This is a genomic window from Streptomyces sp. NPDC058579, assembly GCF_042718575.1.
Lineage (GTDB): Bacteria > Actinomycetota > Actinomycetes > Streptomycetales > Streptomycetaceae > Streptomyces.
The window spans coordinates 565,311-584,577 of the sequence record NZ_JBHXPI010000001.1; the positions used below are offsets into that span (position 1 = coordinate 565,311).

15 protein-coding genes, 1 tRNA gene and 1 other RNA gene are annotated in these 19,267 nt (G+C 71.5%); 7 read left to right on the top strand and 10 right to left on the bottom strand.

Features of this window, described 5'->3' with window-relative positions; all coding sequences use genetic code 11:
- Positions 1 to 105: 105 nt before the first annotated feature.
- The 3 genes from ACFWRO_RS02695 to ACFWRO_RS02705 all read right to left on the bottom strand — a co-directional run bounded on the left by ACFWRO_RS02695 (position 106) and on the right by ACFWRO_RS02705 (position 3,624).
- A complete protein-coding gene (locus ACFWRO_RS02695; RefSeq protein WP_384503581.1) occupies positions 106 to 1,320 on the bottom strand; it encodes a winged helix DNA-binding domain-containing protein in 1,215 nt (404 codons plus the stop codon).
- A gap of 57 nt (positions 1,321 to 1,377) precedes the next feature.
- A complete protein-coding gene (locus tag ACFWRO_RS02700; protein WP_384503582.1) occupies positions 1,378 to 2,436 on the bottom strand; it encodes an aldo/keto reductase in 1,059 nt (352 codons plus the stop codon).
- Positions 2,437 to 2,580: 144 nt separating this feature from the next.
- Positions 2,581 to 3,624 (bottom strand): DUF5937 family protein, encoded by a 1,044-nt coding sequence (locus tag ACFWRO_RS02705; protein WP_384503583.1) that lies wholly within the window; start codon positions 3,622 to 3,624, stop codon positions 2,581 to 2,583.
- A 103-nt stretch (positions 3,625 to 3,727) separates the two neighbouring features.
- On the opposite strand from ACFWRO_RS02705, the gene ACFWRO_RS02710 reads away from it, so the two are divergent.
- Positions 3,728 to 4,927 carry an MFS transporter gene (locus ACFWRO_RS02710; protein WP_384503585.1) on the top strand — a complete coding sequence of 400 codons (1,200 nt, stop codon included), beginning with the start codon at positions 3,728 to 3,730 and terminating at the stop codon, positions 4,925 to 4,927.
- Between the two features lie 5 nt (positions 4,928 to 4,932).
- Here the strand turns inward: ACFWRO_RS02710 and ACFWRO_RS02715 are convergent, their stop codons facing one another.
- Entirely contained in the window at positions 4,933 to 5,643 is a 711-nt protein-coding gene (locus tag ACFWRO_RS02715; protein ID WP_384503587.1) for a MerR family transcriptional regulator, read from the bottom strand.
- A gap of 55 nt (positions 5,644 to 5,698) precedes the next feature.
- Between ACFWRO_RS02715 and ACFWRO_RS02720 the strand changes: the two genes are divergently transcribed.
- Entirely contained in the window at positions 5,699 to 5,971 is a 273-nt protein-coding gene (locus tag ACFWRO_RS02720) for a hypothetical protein (RefSeq protein WP_384503589.1), read from the top strand.
- Here the strand turns inward: ACFWRO_RS02720 and ACFWRO_RS02725 are convergent.
- From ACFWRO_RS02725 to ACFWRO_RS02740, 4 genes are all read right to left on the bottom strand, one after another.
- The gene (locus ACFWRO_RS02725) at positions 5,968 to 8,238 is read right to left on the bottom strand and encodes an FtsX-like permease family protein (protein WP_384503591.1); all 2,271 of its coding nucleotides are present in this window, start codon (positions 8,236 to 8,238) and stop codon (positions 5,968 to 5,970) included. The two genes, ACFWRO_RS02720 and ACFWRO_RS02725, sit on opposite strands and share 4 nt — an antisense overlap.
- Complete coding sequence (locus tag ACFWRO_RS02730; protein ID WP_384503593.1) at positions 8,235 to 8,894, bottom strand: ABC transporter ATP-binding protein; 660 nt, start codon at positions 8,892 to 8,894, stop codon at positions 8,235 to 8,237. The genes ACFWRO_RS02725 and ACFWRO_RS02730 overlap by 4 nt, the downstream gene beginning before the upstream one ends.
- Positions 8,895 to 8,928: 34 nt before the next feature.
- Complete coding sequence (locus ACFWRO_RS02735; protein WP_384503594.1) at positions 8,929 to 9,342, bottom strand: hypothetical protein; 414 nt, start codon at positions 9,340 to 9,342, stop codon at positions 8,929 to 8,931.
- 224 nt (positions 9,343 to 9,566) lie between these two features.
- Positions 9,567 to 11,075, bottom strand: a complete 1,509-nt coding sequence (locus ACFWRO_RS02740; protein WP_384503595.1) for an MFS transporter — start codon at positions 11,073 to 11,075, stop codon at positions 9,567 to 9,569.
- A 178-nt stretch (positions 11,076 to 11,253) separates the two neighbouring features.
- Here ACFWRO_RS02740 and ACFWRO_RS02745 point away from each other — a divergent pair, with 178 nt between their 5' ends.
- The gene (locus ACFWRO_RS02745; protein WP_384503746.1) at positions 11,254 to 12,009 is read left to right on the top strand and encodes a TetR/AcrR family transcriptional regulator C-terminal domain-containing protein; all 756 of its coding nucleotides are present in this window, start codon (positions 11,254 to 11,256) and stop codon (positions 12,007 to 12,009) included.
- Positions 12,010 to 12,737: 728 nt separating this feature from the next.
- Here the strand turns inward: ACFWRO_RS02745 and ACFWRO_RS02750 are convergent.
- A complete protein-coding gene (locus ACFWRO_RS02750; RefSeq protein WP_384503597.1) occupies positions 12,738 to 14,159 on the bottom strand; it encodes a PLP-dependent aminotransferase family protein in 1,422 nt (473 codons plus the stop codon).
- Between ACFWRO_RS02750 and ACFWRO_RS02755 the strand changes: the two genes are divergently transcribed.
- Positions 14,158 to 15,396 (top strand): aminotransferase class V-fold PLP-dependent enzyme, encoded by a 1,239-nt coding sequence (locus ACFWRO_RS02755; protein ID WP_384503599.1) that lies wholly within the window; start codon positions 14,158 to 14,160, stop codon positions 15,394 to 15,396. The genes ACFWRO_RS02750 and ACFWRO_RS02755 overlap by 2 nt on opposite strands.
- Complete coding sequence (locus ACFWRO_RS02760; protein ID WP_384503601.1) at positions 15,393 to 16,718, top strand: MFS transporter; 1,326 nt, start codon at positions 15,393 to 15,395, stop codon at positions 16,716 to 16,718. Before ACFWRO_RS02755 ends, ACFWRO_RS02760 begins: the two co-directional genes overlap by 4 nt.
- Positions 16,719 to 16,778: 60 nt before the next feature.
- On the opposite strand, the gene ACFWRO_RS02765 is transcribed toward ACFWRO_RS02760, so the two are convergent.
- A tRNA-Ser gene (locus tag ACFWRO_RS02765) sits at positions 16,779 to 16,866 on the bottom strand.
- Between the two features lie 107 nt (positions 16,867 to 16,973).
- Here ACFWRO_RS02765 and ffs point away from each other — a divergent pair.
- Positions 16,974 to 17,072, top strand: an RNA gene (gene ffs / locus ACFWRO_RS02770) — signal recognition particle sRNA small type.
- 36 nt (positions 17,073 to 17,108) lie between these two features.
- Entirely contained in the window at positions 17,109 to 19,217 is a 2,109-nt protein-coding gene (locus tag ACFWRO_RS02775; protein WP_384503603.1) for a DNA polymerase III subunit gamma and tau, read from the top strand.
- Positions 19,218 to 19,267 lie beyond the last annotated feature (50 nt).

A 19,267-nucleotide genomic window follows, 5' to 3' on the forward strand; every position in this document is an offset into this window, starting at 1 on the left:
TCGCGTACGAATTTCTCGGGGATTCCACCCAGGGGAACCAGGGCCCGTTCATCAGGGCCCGTTCATCAGGGCCCGTTCATCCGGGCCCGTTCATCAGGGCCGGTCTCACGCCCCCGACAGCTCCCGCTCCAGCGGCGTACGGAACCGTGGCGTGACGCGTACGTCCCCCACCCAGCCGCGCAGCCGAGCCGCCTCCGCCTCGACGGCCGCCTCGGCCTCGGATCCGCCCTCGTCGCTCAGGTCGCTCAGGAACCGGATCGCGATCTCCCCGTCGGGCCGCTGGGCCCAGCCGCCGACGACGCGGCCGTTCCACCACACCGTCGGGCCGATGTTGCCGCTGCGGTCGAAGAGCGCGGCCTTGTGCGCGGGGTCGGTGTACCAGTCGCGGTACTGCCAGCCCATCGCCGTCGGGTCGAGCGCGGGCAGCAGCGCGGCCCAGGGTTCCAGGTCGGCGGCCCTTACGGGGTCGAGGTCGTCCGGCAGGACATGGCCCGTGCCCTCCGCCAGCTCCACCGGCTCCGCTCCGATCGCCGCGAGCGCCTTGCGGACGTCGGTGACCTTCCACCCGGTCCACCACTTCAGGTCCGCCTCGGTGGCGGGACCGCAGGCCGCGAGCCACTGCCGTACGAGCTCGGCGTGGGCGAACTCGTCGGAGGGGTCGGGCCGTTCGGGCGTCGGCTCCCAGCGGAAGCGACTGGAGGTCCAGGTCCCCTGCGGGCGGCCGCGCGCGATCCGGCCCTCCATGCCGAGGATCCGGAGCAGCCGGCTGGAGAGGGGCTGCGGCCCCTCCTGGCGGGTGCCGACCCCGTACATGTACTGCGCGCGCAGCCGTGGCACGGCCTCGCCCAGCTCGGCGCCCGTCGCCTCGCCCCGTACCGTCAGCTCGGCCAGGACCTGCCGCTCGGTCTCGGTGAGCCAGGCGTCGTCGTACTCGCTGCCCTTGGCCAGGTGCTTGAGCAGCATGGCGCGTTCGCGGGTGGCGGCGTCGCGGGTGGTGGAGGCGTGCACGGCGGGGACGAGGGCGGTCGGGAAGACGAAGATCGTGTGCCGCATGCCGTGCATCCGGGTCAGCGCCCGGTCCTCGTACAGGGCCTTCTCCACCCCGGCGACCGGCCCGGCCACGCCCTGCTTCCCGGCCAGCCGGGCCCCGACGGCGAGGAAGACGGTGGCCGGGTCGGTCGCGTGCAGCGCCACGAGCGACCCGGCCACCTCCTCCGCGCTCGCCGCCCGCGCCGTCCCGGCCAGCCGATGACGTACGGCCAGCCGGGCCCTGCGTTCGTCCGCCTCGATACGGCGGGTGTGCCGCGCCTTGTTCCCCATGCGGCAAGCATGGCGCAGCGGCGATCGCGATTCCGGCTTCCACGGCCCACGCGGCTCTCAGCCGGCCGCCGCGCGGTCCCCCACCGGACGCCGCCTCAGTGCGGGGTCGGTCATGTGCGGCGGGCGCCAGGCGCCGTCCGCCTGGTAGAGGTTGGTCCCGGGCGGGACGATCTCGTCGATCCGGTCGAGGACCTCGTCGTCGAGGACGAGCGGCGCGCCCTTCAGCAGCCCGTCCAGCTGGTCCCGGGTCCGCGGCCCGATGATCACGGACGTCACGGCCGGGTGCGCCGCCGCGAAGGCGAGCGCGAGCTCGGGCAGCGAGCAGCCGATCTCCTCGGTGAGGGCGACGAGTTGCTCGACGGCGTCGAGCTTGGCCGCGTTGCCGGGGATCTCCGGGTCGAAGCGGTGCGGGGTGATCGAGGGCCGCCCGCTGGTCAGATCGACCGGCTGCCCCTTGCGGTACTTCCCGGTGAGGAACCCGGACGCCAGCGGACTCCAGGTCAGTACGCCCATCCCGTACTTCCGCGCCACCGGCAGCACCGCGTTCTCGACGCCCCGCGCGAGGAGCGAGTACGGCGGCTGCTCGGTCCGGAAGGGGCGCAGCCCGCGCCGGTCCGCGACGGCGTGCGCCTCGACGATCTGCTCGGCGGGGAAGGTGGAGCAGCCGAACGCCCGGATCTTGCCCTGCGCCTGGAGGTCGCCGAGGACGGCGAGCGTCTCCTCGATGTCCGTACGGTGGTCGGGGCGGTGGACCTGGTAGAGGTCGATCCAGTCGGTGCCGAGGCGCGTCAGGCTGTCCTCGACGGCCCGGGTGAGCCAGCGCCGCGAGAGCCCGCCGCGGGCGGGCCCGTCGCCCATGGTGAAGTACCCCTTGGTCGCGAGGACGGTCTCGGCGCGGCGCTTCGGGTCGCGCAGCGCTTTGCCGACGATCTCCTCGGACTCGCCCATGGAGTACATGTCGGCGGTGTCGACGAAGTTGATGCCCTGGTCGAGGGCGGCATGGATGACCCGTACGGAGTCCGTGTGGTCGGGGTTGCCGATGGCGCCGAACATCATGGTGCCGAGGCAGTAGGCGCTGACTTCGATCCCGGTCCCGCCGAGTACGCGATATCGCATGCGGCGCACTCTAGGAGCTGGAGCCGCCTCTAAGGCAAGACCCGTACGCGTACCCGTAGCCATGCCCGTACGCGTACCCGTACTCGAAACTCGAACTCCTCAGGGGACAAGGGGAGAAGGGGACAAGAGGGCAAGGGAGCAGGGTCAGACGGCGCCGCCCGCCGGCGCGAGGAGCGCGTCCGCGACCGAGGTACGGGCGTAGAGGACGGAGCGGCCGGCGCGGTGCGCGGTGACGAGGCCGGCGTTGCGCAGCGCGGTGAGGTGCTGGGAGACGCCGGCGGCGGACAGGCCGCAGTGGGCGGCGAGTCGGGTGGTGGAGGTCGGGGTGTCGAGCTCGGCGAGGAGCTGGGTGCGCGAGCGCCCGAGGACGGCTGCGACCGCGTCGGTCGCGGAGCTGGTACGCGGCTCCCAGAGCGAGCCGATCCCCCGTGCCGGGTAGGCGAGTTGGGGCGGATCGGGGGCCACGGAACGGGTCAGGACGCGGGGCCAGGCGAAGGCCGAGGGGACGAGCAGCAGCCCCGAGCCGGCCTCGTCCCGGGTCAGCGCGCAGTGCCGCCGGACCAGGTGCAGGGTGCCGTCGTCCCACCGTACGGTCTCGTGCAGTTCGCCGAGGACGCGCGCCGAGCCGTGCTCGGCGACCTGCCGGGCGCGGTGGAAGACGTCGGCTTCGAGGAGCCGCCGGATCCGGGCCCAGTAGGGGGCGAGGGCGAGCTCCCAGTAGGTCTCGATCTCGTCGGCGACCTTCTCCAGGGCCACTTCGGGCGCCTCGCGCAGCAGCCGCAGCCGGGCGCGTTCGGGCCGGTTCCCGTCCGGCCCCTTGGCCAGTTCCCTGGCCGGCCCCTCGGCCGTCTCCTTGGACGCGAGGACGTCCAGGTCCGCCAGCACCTGCTCGGGCGGGGTGGCGCGGATGGCGTCGAGTTCGGCGGCGAGGGTGGGGAAGGGGGTGGTGGGCGTCGGGTTGAGGAAGTCGGCGAGGAAGCCGTGGCCGGGGACGAGCGCGGCCAGCCAGCCGCTGTCGAGCCCGGCGCCGCTGACCCGGGGCCGTACCTGCGCGGCCCAACGCCGGTGCAGGGGCGGGTCGGTGGCCTCGCGGAGCAGTCGGAAACTGGTGATGACCTCCCACATGGGGGAGACCGCGAACCGGGTCTGGGCGAGGTCGGCGGCGGAGAAACTGAGCCCGGTTTCCAAGATTCCACCCTAGATCGAGACCGTCGTCCGGTCTGGTTGCCCGTTGGATTCGGCCTGAGCTTAATCAATGGCCGTCGGATGCGGCGGAGTCCAGTCTCCTCACATGTTCACCTCCTTCCGCGGCCTGCCGCCCACCGTCTGGACCCTGTTCGCCGGCACCATCGTCAACCGCCTCGGCTACCTCGTCACCCCCTTCCTGGTCTTCTTCCTGGCCGCGCGCGGGGTCACGGGGACCGACACCTCGTACGTCCTCGGCGCCCTGGGCGCGGGCAACCTCCTCGGCCCGGCGCTCGGCGGAATCCTCGCCGACCGCGTCGGCCGCCGCCCGACGATGCTGACCGGCCTGGTCGGCGCGGCGGCGGCGCACGGCGCGCTGTTCGTGGCGCCGGGCGTGTGGACGATGGCGGCGGCGGCGCTGCTGATCAGCGCGACGGGCGCGATGGTCGGCCCGGCGGCGTACGCGCTGATGGCCGACTCGGTCGACGCGGAGCGCAGGCAGCGGGCGTACGCGCTCTTCGGCTGGGGCGTGAACATCGGTACGGCGGTGGGGGGAGTGCTCGGCGGCTTCCTGGCGGCGCAGGGGTACTGGCTGCTGTTCGCGGTGGACGCCGGAACGATGCTGATCTACGCGACGATCGTGGCGACGCGGCTGAGCGAGGCCGGCCCGGCGGCGAAGTCGAAGGCACCGACTCCTCGGCCCGACGGCATCGGCTACGGAGTGGTGTTCCGCGACCGACTGGCACTGGCGCTGCTCCCGCTCTTCGGCATCCAGCTGTTCGTCTACTCCCTCACCGAGGTGGCCCTGCCCCTCGCCATCCGGGACAACGGCCTCTCCCCGGCGGTGTACGGAGCGATGGCGGCGGTCAACGCGATCCTGGTGGTCGCGCTCCAGCCCCTGGCCACGGCCCGGCTCGCCAAGCTGCCGCCCATGGCGGTGCAGAGCGCGGGCAGCGTGCTGATCGCGGCGGGCGTGGCGCTGACGGGCCTGGCGGACGGGGTGGTCGGGTTCACGGTGTCGGTGGTCGTCTGGTCCCTGGGCGAGGTGGTCGTCGCTGGCATCGCGGCCGCGACGGTGGCGAACCTCGCCCCGGCCCACGCCCGCGGCCGCTACCAGGGCGCCTTCAGCTGGACGTGGGGCCTGGCCCGCTTCGGGGCGCTCACCCTGGGCGTGACCCTGTACACCGGTTTCGGCCCGACGCTCCTGTGGGGGATTGCGCTGGTGGGCGGCGTGCTGGCGGCGGCGGGGACGTGGGCGCTGAGGGCCCGGGTGGAGCGCAGGACGGCGCACAGCCTGGCGGCGTGAGGGAGTCAGCCGGCCCGCAGGATCGAGTCGATCCGCCGCCAGGCGGGGGAGGAGGCGTTGATGTCGTCCTGGACGAGGGCGGGGATGGGGGAGGCGGAGTCGACCTGGACCGGCGGGGCGCCGTCCCCGTAACGCTCCCGGGTGGCGGCGAGGATGCGGCGGGCGAGGTCGGGGAGGGCGGGATCGTAGGCGCGGTCGTACTCGAGGAAGAGCAGCCGCAGCGCGGGCTCGGCGAGGGTCTGGGCCTGGTCGTGGAAGAGGGCGTCGGCGCTCTCGGGGTGGGTGGCGAAGACGAGGATCCAGAGGTCGCGTTGCAGGTCCACCCAGCGGGGCGTGAACCCCCAGCGGCCCAGCTGCTCCAGATGGTCGACGACCTCGGCGGGCAGGGGCGCGAGCTGCCCTGCGGAGAGCCGCCGAAGCCGCGTACGGGTGGTCCGGAGCCCACGGATCCGCGCGACAAGCGCGTCGTCGATCTCGCGGAGCGCCTGCCGGAACTCCCCATCGGAGGCGGACATCAGCTCCCGGATCCGGGCGAGGGGGACACCGGCCTCGGCGAGCGTCCGGATCTTGATGAGGGTGATGGCGTCGCCGGCGCTGTACCGGCGATAGCCGGAGGCGTCGCGTTCGGGCTCGGGAAGGAGCCCTTTCTGGTGGTACACGCGGACGGTCTTGACCGAAACGCCGACGTACGCGGCCAACTGCCCGATGGTGATCACACGCCGATCCTCGCACTTGACCCTGCCCCTGGGGCAGGGTTGCAGCATGGGTGTCATGACAAACCCGAACCATGACAAACAGACCCTGCGCGACCTGGCCGACGCGGGCAACGAGACGGCCCTGGACCGCCTGGCGGACCTGGCCGACGAGGCGGGCGAGGTCGAGGAGCTGAGCGAACTCCTGGACGAGGGATCCATGCACGCCGGCTCCCTCCTGACCCGCCGCGCGGCAGCGGCGGGCGACCTCCGCGAGCTGCAACGGATCGCGGACGCGGGCTACGAGCCGGCGGCGGAGGAACTGGACCGCCGCCTAAGGCCTGGCGGCTAATCCCGCCGAATGTGCTCGGGGTCGACGTGCCGACGCACGAGCGGCAGCGCGGAGACCCCGGCGGCGAGGAGCACCCCGAGACAGCAGGCGAGCAGCAGCGGCAACCCACTCCAGTCCCAGTGCACGGCCCCACCCCCGGTGATCAGATAACTCGACTCGGCAAGCCACCCGGTCACCACGGCGGCCCCCAACCCCACCCCCAGCGGCACGACCACCTGCACACACTGCACCACCCGCAACGTCCCGGCCCGAGCCCCGAGCAACACAAGCGCGGCCACCTGCCCCCGCCGCTCCATGGCCCGATCAGCCACGGACACGACGAACGCGGCGACACCGATGACGAGGCCGAGCACCATGCCGGCGGCGAGCAGACTGCGGATGACGGTGAGTTGGGCGAGGGACTCGACGACGATCCCGACGGGTTTGACCTCGGCGGTGGGGGCGATGGCGCCGATGGCGTCGAGGACGGTGCGGACGGTCTGGGGGTCCGACTTGCTCAGGAGGACGAGCTCGGAATCCTTCGGCAAGTCGCCGGCCGGAACGAGCGAGGGCGGGATCAGCACGTCCGCACCGAAGGCCGAGGGGTCAAAGCCTCGCAGCTCCACTTGTTCCTTCGGGACGGTGAGGGTGAAATCCCGACTCCTGAGGTGGAACGGGAAGCTGCGTCCGGGCTGTGCGTTCACATTCCCCAGCAGGTCGGCGTCGTGCAGCCGCAGGACCTGACTTTCTTTGCAGCCGCTCGACCAGGCGACGAAGGCGGTGAGTTGGTCGCATGTGGCGACTACGGCGTAAACCGAGGCCGCGGTGCTCCCGTCCGCGGGGCTTGCGGAGGACATAGTGGTGGCGTGCGCCAGCACGCCTTCGGCCTTCGTCAACCTCTCGACCTGATCCGCTGTGAGTCCGTCGCGGGGCACGCCGTACTCCTGCACGGGTGCGGTGCGGCGGCTGACCTGATCGAGTTCGATCAGAACGCCCTGAGTCAGGGAGGCAGCGAAGATCAGCAGGACGAGGCCTGTGATCACGCGCAATGAGGCACCCGGTTCGACCTCGGCGCGGCGCATCGCGAGTGCCAGTGGGAGCGATCGTGTGGTGCCCGCGAGCCGACGGGCGAGCCACATCGTGATCGGTGGAAGCCCGAAGACCAATCCGGCCCCGGTCAGCAGCACGGCTGTGGGGACGAGGAGGCTGTTGGCAGAACCACCGGACGGGTCCCTCCCCAACACGCTGAGCACGCAGTAGCCGCCGATGACACCGAGCCCGGGGATCAGCAGGAGCATGCCGTACGGCTTGGGTGGCCTGTGTTCGCCGGTGCGTCGGACGTTGAGCGGGGTGAGTGCAGCTGCCCGGGCGCTGCGGCGTGCGACGACCGAGGCGAGGGCCGGGCACAAGAACAGGCAGGCGGCGAGTGTCGTTGCCTCAGGGCGTCCATCAGCCGGGTACCAGTGGAGTCCGGGCAGTCCGATCCTCGCCATGATCTCGTTGGCGATCAGGTACCCGCCGACGCCGAGCAGTGCCCCGAGGGATGCGGCGGCTACGGTCTCGCCGGCACTGACTCGCAGAGTGTCCTTGACGCTGAGTCCGACGAGACGCAGCGAGGCGAGTCGCCGAGCACGCGACTCGGCAGACAGCCGGGCACATACCGACAGGAAGACTGCTAAGGGGAGCAGTACGACGCAGCCCAGGGTGAACCTCAGGATGTCGAGGGTCGATTCATCAATGACCTCGAACCTGGAGTACCACGAGCCGAAGTGGTCCACCCGCTGAGGGTCCGGAACCTGTGCGTGGGTGGTTCCGATGTACGCGTACAGCTCGTCGGGACCGGCCAATCCCTCAGGCCCGATCGTGCCGGTCACCTTGCCGGGCAGGAGCCCGGCGATGCCGGGCTCCTCCGTGAGGACCTCGCGCAGCCGTGGGGAGACGATCACCTCGCCTGCGGCAGGCAACCTGTCGATGCCAGGAGGAACCGGAGCGGGGCCCGAGACCGACCTGGCGACGAACACGCGACGCAGCGGCTGGGAACCGTATGCGTCCTCGAACGTGCGCTGAATGGTGTCGGCGGTCGACCAGCCGTCTTTCAACTCGAATCGTGTTTCGGGTTCACGCGCCGCGGATCGGGCGTCGTGGGCGTCGAGGACCGTGGGGATGGACAGCACCGCAGCCAGGCAGGCCACGCCGATGGCGCAGCCCATCGTCATCAGCAGGAAGCGGGCCCGATTCCTGCGCCCACCGTGCCACAGCAGGCGAATTCCGAGCAGGAATGGGTTCACTTCAGAATCCCGTCGGTCATCGTGTATCGGCTGTCGGCGTGTTCGGCCACGCTCGCGTCATGCGTGACGATGACCACGGCGGTCCCCTGATCCCGGGCGAGCCGCAGGAACTCCTCCAGTACGGCCGAAGCGTTGACGCTGTCGAGCGCACCGGTCGGTTCGTCCGCGAACACCACGTCCGGCCGATGCACGAGCGCCCGCGCGACGGCCACCCGCTGGCTCTGCCCACCGGACAGCTGCGAGGTCCTGCGCTGCAACAGCTCGGTCATGCCCAGCCGTCCGAGCACCTCGCCGGCCGCCGCGTGTGCGGGCGCCTTCCGCTGGCCGGCGAGGCGCAGGGGGAGCGCGGCGTTCTCCTCCACCGTCAGTTCGGGCAGCAACTCCCCGTACTGGAAGACAAACCCAAACCGCTCGCGGCGCAGCGTGCTCAGTTCGTCGTCGTTGAGGGAAGACAGCCTGAGCCCGTCGAACGTCAGGGTGCCGCACGTGGGCGGGAGCACCCCGGCCAGGCAGTACAGCAGCGACGACTTTCCGGAACCACTGCTCCCCATGATCGCCGCCACCTCCCCGCGCTTCAGGGAGAAATCCACACCATTGACGGCCCGGTGCGTCCCGTAGAAGAGGTCCACGCCTTCGGCGCGGAGGATGGCGTTCATGGAAGTGCTGCTCCCTAATGGGGTGGCTGTGGGACTACTGGCGCTTGTACGGATTCGTGAACGAGCAGTTGTCTGGGCGGAGGGACCCGCGATCGCGGCAGACGCGAATCTCCGCCGTACTCGTGTACTGGGCGGCGCCGTCGTAGACGATCTTGTCCAGGTGGACGGACTTCTTCTGGACCCCGTTGAACCGATTCCAGCTGTAGCCCTCGACCTTGGCCTGCACGTACACGTTGTGTCCGTCCTTGGGAAGCTTGTCCATCAGGTCGCCCTTGAAGTGGAATCCGCCGTGGTTCTGCCCCTTGGGTTCCCAGGTGTACGACCAGTCGGAGAACCACGCTCCGGTGGTGCGGAGTGGATCCGGCTTCTGCCACGAATCCGCCACCGCCGCCCCCGCTCCACCCAGGAACAGCGCTGCCGCCACCGCCATCGTCGTCAATTTCCGCACGTTTCCTCCACTTTGAGAACGCCCCCGACAGGGCGTAGCGGAAAGTGTTCCAGCGATCACGGAACGAAGTGGCGGGCGGAACGTCACTGCCTGCTCGGACCCCTCGAACCGGTGACATCACCACATCAGCCGCCAGTACGGAGGTACGGCGAAGGCCCCGACCGTTCCCCGGTCGGGGCCTTCCACCGTGTGCCGTTCGGCGCTCGCTCGCGCGCTCGCCGTCGTCAGGCAGCCAGCTCCTGCTCGGAAGCGAGCTCCGCCTCATCCCCCGCCTTCGGCTTCCCGTCCCGCATCACCGCCGCCGCCAGCACCGCCGCCGCGAGGACGCCGATCGCGCTGATCGTGAAGGTCGCCGACATGGACGTCGTGAAGGCCTCCCGTGCCGCGTGAGCCAGGGTGCCGTCCTCGCCCGCTGCGGCCAGCGCGCCGCCGATGGAGTGCTTGGCCTGCTCCGGGGCGTCGGCGGGCATCTCCGAGGCGAAGCGGCTGGAGAGGAGCGAGCCGAGGATCGCGATGCCGAGGGCCGTGCCCGCCTGCTGGATCGTGTCGTTCATGGCGGAACCCACGCCCGCCTTCTCCTCCGGGATCGTGCCCATCAGCGCGCCGACCGCCGCCGGCATGGCGAGACCCGCGCCGAGGCCGAGGAGGCCCAGGCCGATCGCCGGGACCGTGAAGCCCGAGGCCGCGTCGACGGTCGTCAGGAGGCCGAACGAGCCGGCCATCACCAGCAGGCCGCTCACGACCAGCGGCCGGTAACCGACCTTCGCGGCGAGCCCGGCGCCGGCGGCGTTGCCGATCAGGGCGGCGACGGCGAGCGGGACGAAGGCGAGGCCCGCCTTGACGGGGGAGTAGCCGAGCACGAACTGCAGGTACTGGGTCAGGACGAGCAGCAGGCCGCCGTTGCCGATCTGGACCAGGGTCAGCGAGAGCGAACCGCCGCTGAAGTTACGGTGCTTGAAGAGGACCAGCGGGACCATCGGCGACGCGGTGACGTTCTCCCAGATCACGAACCCGGCGAGGGCGCCGACCGCGATCACCAGCGTGATGAGCCCCCGGCCCTCGAAGGCGCCGTGCTGCGGGATCTCGATGATCCACCAGATCAGCGCGGTCATGCCGACCGCCGACAGGATCGCACCGAGCGGGTCCGGCTTCTGCCAGGGGCCCTTGGACTCGGGCATCAGGGTGAGCGCGGCGACGACGGCCAGGATCACGACCGGCACGTTGATGAGGAAGATGGACTGCCAGGAGAAGTGGTCGATCAGGAAGCCGCCGAGGACCGGGCTGCCGACCAGGCCGAGCATCGACACCGAACCCCACGCGGCCATCGCCTTGCTGCGCTCGTCCTCGTCGAAGACGGTGATGAGGATCGACAGCGTCGAGGGCATGATCAGCGCGCCGCCGACACCCATCGCGACGCGTACGGCGATGACCTCACCGGGGTCGTCGCAGAAGGTCGCGGCCAGTGATGCGAGCCCGAAGAGCAGCAGGCCGATGATCATGACCTTCCGCCGCCCGAACCGGTCGCCCAGGCTTCCGGAGGTCAGCAGCAGTCCGGCGAAGACCAGGATGTAGGAGTCGAGGATCCACTGGATGTCCGTGGCGCTCGCGCCGATGTCCGCGGTCATCGAGGGGACCGCGACGGTGAGCGCCATGCTGTCGACGACCAGGACCAGCGTGCTGAGGCACAGCACGAGCAGGATCCACCAGCGGCGTGGATTGCGGACGGTTTCCATGGGAGTTCCTCGTGTTCCTCTTGGCTGCGCACGGTGTTCCTTCGATGCGAACACTGTACGCAGACGCGTACACCGTGCGCAAGCCCTGGCTCCTGTACGCTGAATGCGCACGCTGTACGCAGCCATCGCGGAGGTTCACATGGCCGAGAAGCCCAACCCGACGAGCCCAAAGAACCCGATGAACCCAACGGACAGGGCCAGTACGGCCAGTACGGCCAACCCGGCCAACCCCATCCCGTCCGTCTGGGCCCGCCAGCAGTCCGCCGCCGAGCAGCCCGCCCTCAGCCGCGCCTCGATCGTCCGCGAGGCGATCGTCATGCTGGACGCCGACGGCATCGAGGCGCTGAGCATGCGCAAGCTCGGCGCCCGCCTGAACGCCGGCGCCACCTCCCTCTACCGGCACGTCGCCACCAAGGACGAGCTGATGGAGCTCGCGGTCGACGAGGTCTTCGGCGAGATCTCCGTACCGCCCGCCGACAGTCCGGACTGGCGCGCCGCCGCGATCGAGGCCGCCGGTTCGTTCCGCGCGTCGGCGCTGCGCCACCCCTGGCTGGCCTCGGTCCTCGGCCAGGCGGGCCTCGCCTACCTGGGCCCCAACCTCATGGCGTACTCGGAGCGGTTGGCGGCCCTCTTCACGGCCGTCGGCTTTCCCGAGCCCAGCCGGGCGATCGAGAGCCTCCTGGCGTACGTCATCGGCATGAGCACGACGGAGGCGGCCTGGCTCACGACGGTCGCGCGCTCCGGCGAGACGGAGGCCGACTTCATCGCCCGCCTCGCCCCCGCCGCCCAGCAGGCCGCGTCCGACCACGCCCACCTGGCCGACTCCTACCAGCAGTCCCTGGCAGCCCCCGACCCGGTCGAGACCCGCGACGCCAAGTTCGCGTACGGCCTGGACGTCATCCTCGACGGCCTCGCCCTGCGCCTCGCCCCGTAGGGGTGATCACCGAGCCGATGCGGCAGAAGGTCGAGGCCCAGCGGACCCGCATCCGGTAGATCAGGACCAGGGCGAGGCTGTGCCCGCCGGTGCTTTGCGTGCGCCCGTCGAGTGCGCCTTTCGCGATCTCGCGTCTGATCGGACATCGGGCATTGGACAGAAGGTGGGCGACCAGGTGGAACTCCCTACGGTACGGAGGCGGCGGCGCACGACCTCACTCGCGTGGCAGCCGCCACCCTGCTGACGGTCCTCGGCACCGGCACCGCCCCGGCCGGCGCGGACGGCGCGTGGCAGAAGTTCGGCGGCGACGCCCGGAGCGGCGTCAGCGGACTCGCGTACGAGGGCCGTACGGCGGACGGAAGCGGCGTGAACCTGCTGGCCGTCCACGACAAGAAGCGGACCGGGCAGCAGCGGCTCTCCCGGATCACGCACCTGGACGGCTCCGACAGCGTCACCCTGCTCACCTGGGTGGGCGGGGAGACGGTCGACCTGGAGGCGGTCGAGGCCATCCCCGGGGCGCCGGGGGAGTACGTCGCGCTCGCCTCCCGCGGCATCGCCTTCCGCCTCAAGGCCGACGGCTCCACGGTGACGGTCGTCGGAGACGGCGCCTCCCCACCTATCGACGCCCGGAGTCCCGCCCGCACTCCCGCCCGCACTCCCGCCCCCAGTCACGCCCGCACTCCCGCCCCCAGTCACGCCCGCACTCCCGCACCCAGTCCCGCCCCCAGTCACGCCCGCAGATCCGCGACCACACCCCCCAACCGGCGTACGCCCTCCGTCAGTTCGGCGTGGTCGGCTGTGGCGGCGAAGCCGATGCGCAGGTGGGCTGCGGGTGGCTCGGTGGCGAAGTAGCGGCTGCCGGCGCTCACGGCGACGCCGCGCTGCCGGGCGGCGCTCGTCAGTACGGTGTCGTCCACGCCGGGCGGCAGGCGGACCCACAGGTGGAGTCCGCCCGCGGGGACCGTGGTCAGGGTTGCGCCGGGGACTTCCCGGGCGATCGCGGCGGTCAGCACGGCGCACCGCTCACGCAGCGCCGTACCGAGAGCGCGGACGTGCCGTTCCCAGGACGGGGAGCTGAGGACCTCCAGCGCGGCCTCCTGGAGCGGGCGGGTGACGAAGAAGTCGTCGACCAGGCGTACCGCCCGCATGCGCTCCATCACCGGTCCGCGGGCCACCAGTGCCCCGATCCGCAGGCTCGGCGCCGCGGGCTTGGTGAGTGAGGTCACGTGGACGACCGTGCCGTCGCGATCGTCGGCCACCAGCGGCCGCGGCACCGGGCCGCCGCCGTGTCCGAGGTGGCGCGCGAAGTCGTCCTCGATCACGAACGCGCCCGAAGCGCGCGCCACATCGAGGACCTGGCGGCGGCGTTCGGGTGCGAGGACGGTGCCGGTCGGATTCTGGTAGGTCGGCTGGCAGTACAGCAGTCGCGCGCCGGTCATCGCGAACGCGTCGGCCAGCAGGTCGGGCCGGACGCCGTCGGCGTCGAGCGGCACCGGCACCGGCCGCAGCCCCGCGGCGCGGGCCGCGGCCAGCGCCCGGGGATAGGTCGGGGACTCCACCAGGACCGGGCTGCCGGGCCCGGCGATGGCCCGGAACGCGATCGAGAGCGCGCTCTGCCCGCCCGCGGTGACGAGCACGTCCTCCGGCGCCACCGTGCCGCCGATGATGCGGGCGAACACGGTACGCAGCGCCATCAGGCCGCCGGCCGGGGCTCGGTCCCAGGCGTCCGGACGGCGTGCCGCCCGCGCCAGCGCCGCGCTCAGGGCCCGGGTGGGCTGGAGCGAGCGGTGCACATAACCGCCGTCCAAGGTGATCGTCCCGGCCGGTGGCGGTCCGAGCGGGTCGGCGATCAGGTGGGTGTCGACGGCGCGGTCGGTGAGGGCGACCGTCTGCCAGTCCGTGTCGGTGGCGGTGCCGGTGGCCTCGTCTAGGAGCCGGGTGCGCTGAGCCACGTACGTACCGCTGCCCGGCCGGGTCACGACCGCGCCCTCGGCGGCCAGTGCGGCGATGGCCCGCGCCACGGTCGCGGGGCCGACCCGGTACTCCTTGATCAGTTCCCGGCTGCTCGGCAGCCGGTCGCCGGGCGAGAGCCGGGAGAGCAGCGTACGGAGACTGTCGGCCAACTCCCCAGAAGTGCTACCGTCATTCATGACAGACAAGAATAGCGCTACTGGCTCTGCTTCGGAAGCACTTCAGCTGGACGTCGCCGCCCTGCGGGCCGACACCCCGGGGTGCCGGCAGGTCATCCACTTCAACAACGCGGGCTCCGGCCTGCTGGCGGCCCCGGTCCTCGACGCGATGGTCGGCCAGCTGAACCTCGAGGCCCGGATCGGCGGTTACGAGGCGGCGGCCGCCCGGGCCGCCGAGGTCCGCGAGTTCTACGCGGAGATCGGCGCCCTCATCAACACCACGGCCGACAACATCGCCTTCGCGGGCAGCGCCACCCACGCCTACTCCAACGCGCTGTCGTCGATCCCGTTCGAGGCGGACGACGTCATCCTCACCACCCGCGACGACTTCGTCTCCAACCAGATCGCCTTCCTGTCCCTGCGCAAGCGCTTCGGCGTACGCATCGTCCACGCGCCCGACGCACCCGAGGGCGGGGTCGACGTGGAGGCGATGGCCGCGCTGATGCGGACGCACCGCCCGCGCCTGGTGTCCGCCACCCATGTCCCCACCAACTCGGGCCTGGTCTCGCCGGTGGCCGAGATCGGCCGCCACTGCCGCGAGTTGGACCTGCTCTACCTGGTCGACGCCTGTCAATCGGTGGGCCAGTTCGTCCTCGACGTGGAGGAGATCGGCTGCGACTTCCTCACCGCCACCTGCCGCAAGTTCCTCCGCGGCCCGCGCGGCTCCGGATTCCTGTACGTCTCCGATCGCGTCCTGCGCGCCGGCTACGAACCGCTGTTCATCGACATGCACGGCGCCCGCTGGACCGAGCCGGGCCGCTACGAGCCCGCCGGGACGGCGACCCGGTTCGAGGAGTGGGAGCTGCCGTACGCCACGGTGCTCGGCAGCGCCGCCGCGACGCGGTACGCCCGCGAGGTCGGTATCGAGGCCATCGAGCAGCGCACACCCATGCTCGCGGCCCGGCTCCGCGACCGGCTGGCCGTGATCCCGGGGGTCCGTGTGCTCGACCGGGGCCGGCGCCTCGCCGGGCTCGTCACCTTCGGCGTGGAGGGCTGGCAGCCGGAGCCGTTCAAGGCGGCCCTGGACGCCCGTTCCATCAACTCGGCGCTCAGCTTCCGTGAGTTCGCGCAGCTCGACTTCGCGGACAAGGGCATCGAATGGTGTCTGCGCCTGTCGCCGCACTACTACAACACCGAGGAAGAGGTGGACCACGTCGCCGACGCGGTCGCGGAACTCGTCGGCCAGGGACGGCGATGACGGACACACAGACACGCACCGTGAAACCCTCCCCGGACGGCACGGAGAGCCTCTGGCGCAACGGTGACTTCCTCAAGTTCTGGCTCGGCGAGACGATCTCGCTCCTCGGCGCACAGGTCACGAACCTCGCCCTGCCGCTGACCGCGATCCTCGCCTTCGACGCCACCGACGAGCAGGTCGGCGTCCTGCGCTTCCTGCAACTCGTCCCGTACCTCGGCCTCGCCCTGGTCTTCGGGGTGTGGGTGGACCGCGCACGGCGCCGGCGGATCATGCTCGGCGCCAACCTCGTCCGGATGGTCCTGCTGGCCCTCGTGCCCGTCCTGTACTGGACGGACGCGCTGAGCATGGCCTCGCTCCTGACGATCGCCTGCGCCGTCGGCGTCGCCTCGGTGCTGTTCGACGTCAGCTGGATGTCGTACGTGCCCACACTCGTACGCGACCCCAAGCACTATGTCGAAGCCGGCGCCAAGATGGGCATGAGCTCATCGGCGGCCGACGTGGCGGGACCCGGGCTCGCCGGTGTCCTGATCGGCGCCCTGACCGCACCCGTGGCGCTGATCGTGAACGCGTTCTCCTACCTGGTGTCCCTGGTCTCGCTTCTCCTGATCCGCACCCCCGAACCCCGCCCCCAACCCCCGGCCGCACGTCGGCACGTGCCGACCGAACTCCGGGACGGCCTGCGCTGGGTCCTGAAGAACCCGGTGCTGCGGTCCCTCGCGCTCATCGGGTTCTGCTGCAACTTCTCCATGATCGCCGTGTGGACCATGTTCCTGCTGTACGGAACACACGACCTGCGCCTGAGCCCCACGACCCTCGGCGGCGTCTTCGCGACCGCCTCCGTGGGCGGACTGATAGGCGCGGCGATCTCCCGAAGGGTCATCCGGCGCTTCCGCCTCGGTCTCGCCTACCTGGTGTCCCAGTCGGCCGTTCTCGCCGGCCCGACGCTGATAGTCCTGGCCGCCGGCCCCCGGCCGGTGATGGTGGGGATGTTCGTCCTCTCCTTCTTCACCACCTACCTCGGGCTCGGCGTCGCGGGCGTCATCATCGTCAGCCTGCGCCAGGCCTCCACACCGCAGTCGATGATGGGCCGGATGACGGCGGTCTTCCGCACCCTGCTCTTCGGCGGCGGCGCACTGGGCGGCCTGTCCGCGGGCCTGCTGTCCGGCCGGCTCGGCGCCCACGGCGCGCTGACGGTGGCGGCGATCGGCTCCGCCACCATCCTGATCGCGCTGGCCCTGTCCCCCGTGAGCCGACTCCACGCCCTGCCCCCACCACCGCAAGACCCCACCCCGGCGCCGGCACCCGACCGGGCCGCAGCCTGAGACCCCACACCCCACAAACGCCGAAGGGCCGGACCGCTTTCGCGATCCGGCCCTTCGGGCTGGCGGAGGATACGAGATTCGAACTCGTGAGGGGTTGCCCCCAACACGCTTTCCAAGCGTGCGCCCTAGGCCACTAGGCGAATCCTCCGCCGCAAACAATACAAGACGTTGAGGGGTGCTCGCGAACGTGATCCAGAAGGGGGTTCCCGTGGTCGGGAGCGGGGGTCACGGGGGTCTGGGATCAGGTACCCTTGGCGGAGCCCCTCACGTGGCGCTATCTGACTGAACTCCCCCAGGGCCGGAAGGCAGCAAGGGTAGGTCGGCTCTGGCGGGTGCGTGAGGGGCGCTTGCGTTCCCGGGTTGTCGGTGGGCGCCTATAACCTCGTATACGTGTCGTCTCTCGCGCTGTACCGCCGCTACCGTCCCGAGTCCTTCGCCGAGGTCATCGGGCAGGAGCATGTCACCGACCCGTTGCAGCAGGCCCTGCGGAACAACCGGGTCAATCACGCGTACCTGTTCAGCGGGCCCCGGGGCTGTGGCAAGACGACCAGTGCGCGCATTCTCGCGCGCTGTCTGAACTGTGAGCAGGGTCCCACTCCCACGCCCTGCGGCGAGTGCCAGTCCTGCCGTGACCTGGCGCGGAACGGGCCGGGGTCGATCGACGTCATCGAGATCGACGCCGCCTCCCACGGTGGCGTGGACGACGCCCGTGACCTGCGGGAGAAGGCCTTCTTCGGGCCCGCCTCCAGCCGGTACAAGATCTACATCATCGACGAGGCGCACATGGTCACCTCGGCGGGCTTCAACGCCCTGCTGAAGGTGGTCGAGGAGCCGCCGGAGCACCTCAAGTTCATCTTCGCCACGACCGAGCCCGAGAAGGTCATCGGGACGATTCGGTCCCGGACGCACCACTATCCGTTCCGGCTCGTGCCGCCGGGCACCTTGCGGGAGTACCTGGGCGAGGTCTGCGGGCGCGAAGGGATTCCCGTCGAGGACGGCGTGCTGCCGCTCGTCGTGCGCGCCGGCGCCGGTTCCGTGCGTGACTCGATGTCCGTGATGGACCAGTTGCTCGCCGGCGCCGCCGACGACGGTGTGACATACGCCATGGCGACCTCTCTTCTCGGCTATACGGACGGGTCCCTGCTCGACTCCGTCGTGGACTCCTTCGCCTCCGGTGACGGGGCCGCCGCCTTCGAGGTCGTCGACCAGGTCGTCGAGGGCGGGAACGACCCCCGGCGGTTCGTCGCCGACCTGCTTGAGCGGCTGCGCGACCTGGTGATCCTCGCCGCCGTGCCGGACGCCGCCGAGAAGGGGCTCATCGACGCCCCGGTGGACGTCGTCGAGCGCATGCAGGCGCAGGCGTCCGTCTTCGGCGCGGCCGAGCTCAGCCGCGCGGCCGACCTCGTCAACACGGGCCTCACCGAGATGCGCGGGGCCACCTCGCCCCGGCTCCAGCTGGAGCTGATCTGCGCGCGCGTGCTGCTGCCCGCCGCCTTCGACGACGAGCGGTCGCTCCAGGCCCGGATCGATCGGCTCGAGCGTGGTGCCGCGGCCGCCCCCGCCGCTGTCTTTACGGCCGGTTCGCCCGCGCCCGCCATGGGGTACGTCCCCGGGCCCGACGCCCATACGCCTATGGCCCCGCCGCCTCCGCCGCAGCAGCCTGTGCAGCCCGCAGCCGCACCCGCACCCGCACCCGCGCCTGTGCAGCAGGCCCCGGCTCCGGTCCAGCAGGCCCCCGCACCCGCTCCCGTACAGCCCGAGAGCGGGCCCCGGCCCGGTGCCTGGCCCGGTGCCGCCACCCCCGGCGCGCCCGCCCCCGGCACCTGGCCAGGTGCCTCGGCGCCCGCGGCCCCGGCTCCTCAGGCGCCCGCGCCGGCCGCCGCGCCCGCCCCGGCCGCGCAAGCCCCCTCAGGCGACATGGCCCAAGGCGCCGCCCAGGTGCGGAACATGTGGCCGTCGATCCTCGACGCCGTCAAGAACAAGCGCCGTTTCACGTGGATCCTGCTCAGCCAGAACGGCCAGGTCGCCGGGTTCGACGGCACCACCCTCCAGCTCGGTTTCCTGAACGCGGGCGCGCGGGACAACTTCGCCAGCAGCGGCAGCGAGGACGTCCTGCGCCAGGTCCTGGCCGACCAGTTCAACGTGCAGTGGAAGATCGAGGCGATCATCGACCCCTCGGGCGGCGCGAACCCGCCGCCCGCCGCGACCGGCTTCGGCGGCGGCCGTCCGGCCGCTCCCGCCCCGGCCGCGCAAGCCCCCGCCGCGCCTCCGCAGCAGCAGTGGGCCCCGGCGCAGCAGCCCCCGCAGGCCCCGCCCGCCGCCCCGCCCGCGCCTCCCGTCCAGAACGCACCCGCCGCCCCCGCCCCCGTGCCCGTCGCGCCCGAGGACGACGTGCCCGAGGAGGACGACCCGGACCTGGTCGACTCCGCGCTCTCCGGTCACGACCTGATCGTGCGCGAGCTCGGGGCGACCGTTGTGGAGGAATACACGAACGAGTAGGAGCGTCTCGCTCGGTGGCCCGCACAAGGGTCATCCGGCCACGCGGGCTA

Excerpts from the sequence above, each read along its gene's own strand:
- ACFWRO_RS02695 (WP_384503581.1), bottom strand. The coding sequence starts at position 1,320 with ATGGGGAACAAGGCGCGGCACACCCGCCGTATCGAGGCGGACGAACGC.
- ACFWRO_RS02745 (WP_384503746.1), top strand. The coding sequence starts at position 11,254 with ATGAACCCAACGGACAGGGCCAGTACGGCCAGTACGGCCAACCCGGCC.
- ACFWRO_RS02720 (WP_384503589.1), top strand. The coding sequence starts at position 5,699 with ATGACAAACCCGAACCATGACAAACAGACCCTGCGCGACCTGGCCGAC.
- ACFWRO_RS02750 (WP_384503597.1), bottom strand. The coding sequence starts at position 14,159 with ATGAATGACGGTAGCACTTCTGGGGAGTTGGCCGACAGTCTCCGTACG.
- ACFWRO_RS02755 (WP_384503599.1), top strand. The coding sequence starts at position 14,158 with ATGACAGACAAGAATAGCGCTACTGGCTCTGCTTCGGAAGCACTTCAG.
- ACFWRO_RS02700 (WP_384503582.1), bottom strand. The coding sequence starts at position 2,436 with ATGCGATATCGCGTACTCGGCGGGACCGGGATCGAAGTCAGCGCCTAC.
- ACFWRO_RS02730 (WP_384503593.1), bottom strand. The coding sequence starts at position 8,894 with ATGAACGCCATCCTCCGCGCCGAAGGCGTGGACCTCTTCTACGGGACG.
- ACFWRO_RS02710 (WP_384503585.1), top strand. The coding sequence starts at position 3,728 with ATGTTCACCTCCTTCCGCGGCCTGCCGCCCACCGTCTGGACCCTGTTC.
- ACFWRO_RS02740 (WP_384503595.1), bottom strand. The coding sequence starts at position 11,075 with ATGGAAACCGTCCGCAATCCACGCCGCTGGTGGATCCTGCTCGTGCTG.
- ACFWRO_RS02760 (WP_384503601.1), top strand. The coding sequence starts at position 15,393 with ATGACGGACACACAGACACGCACCGTGAAACCCTCCCCGGACGGCACG.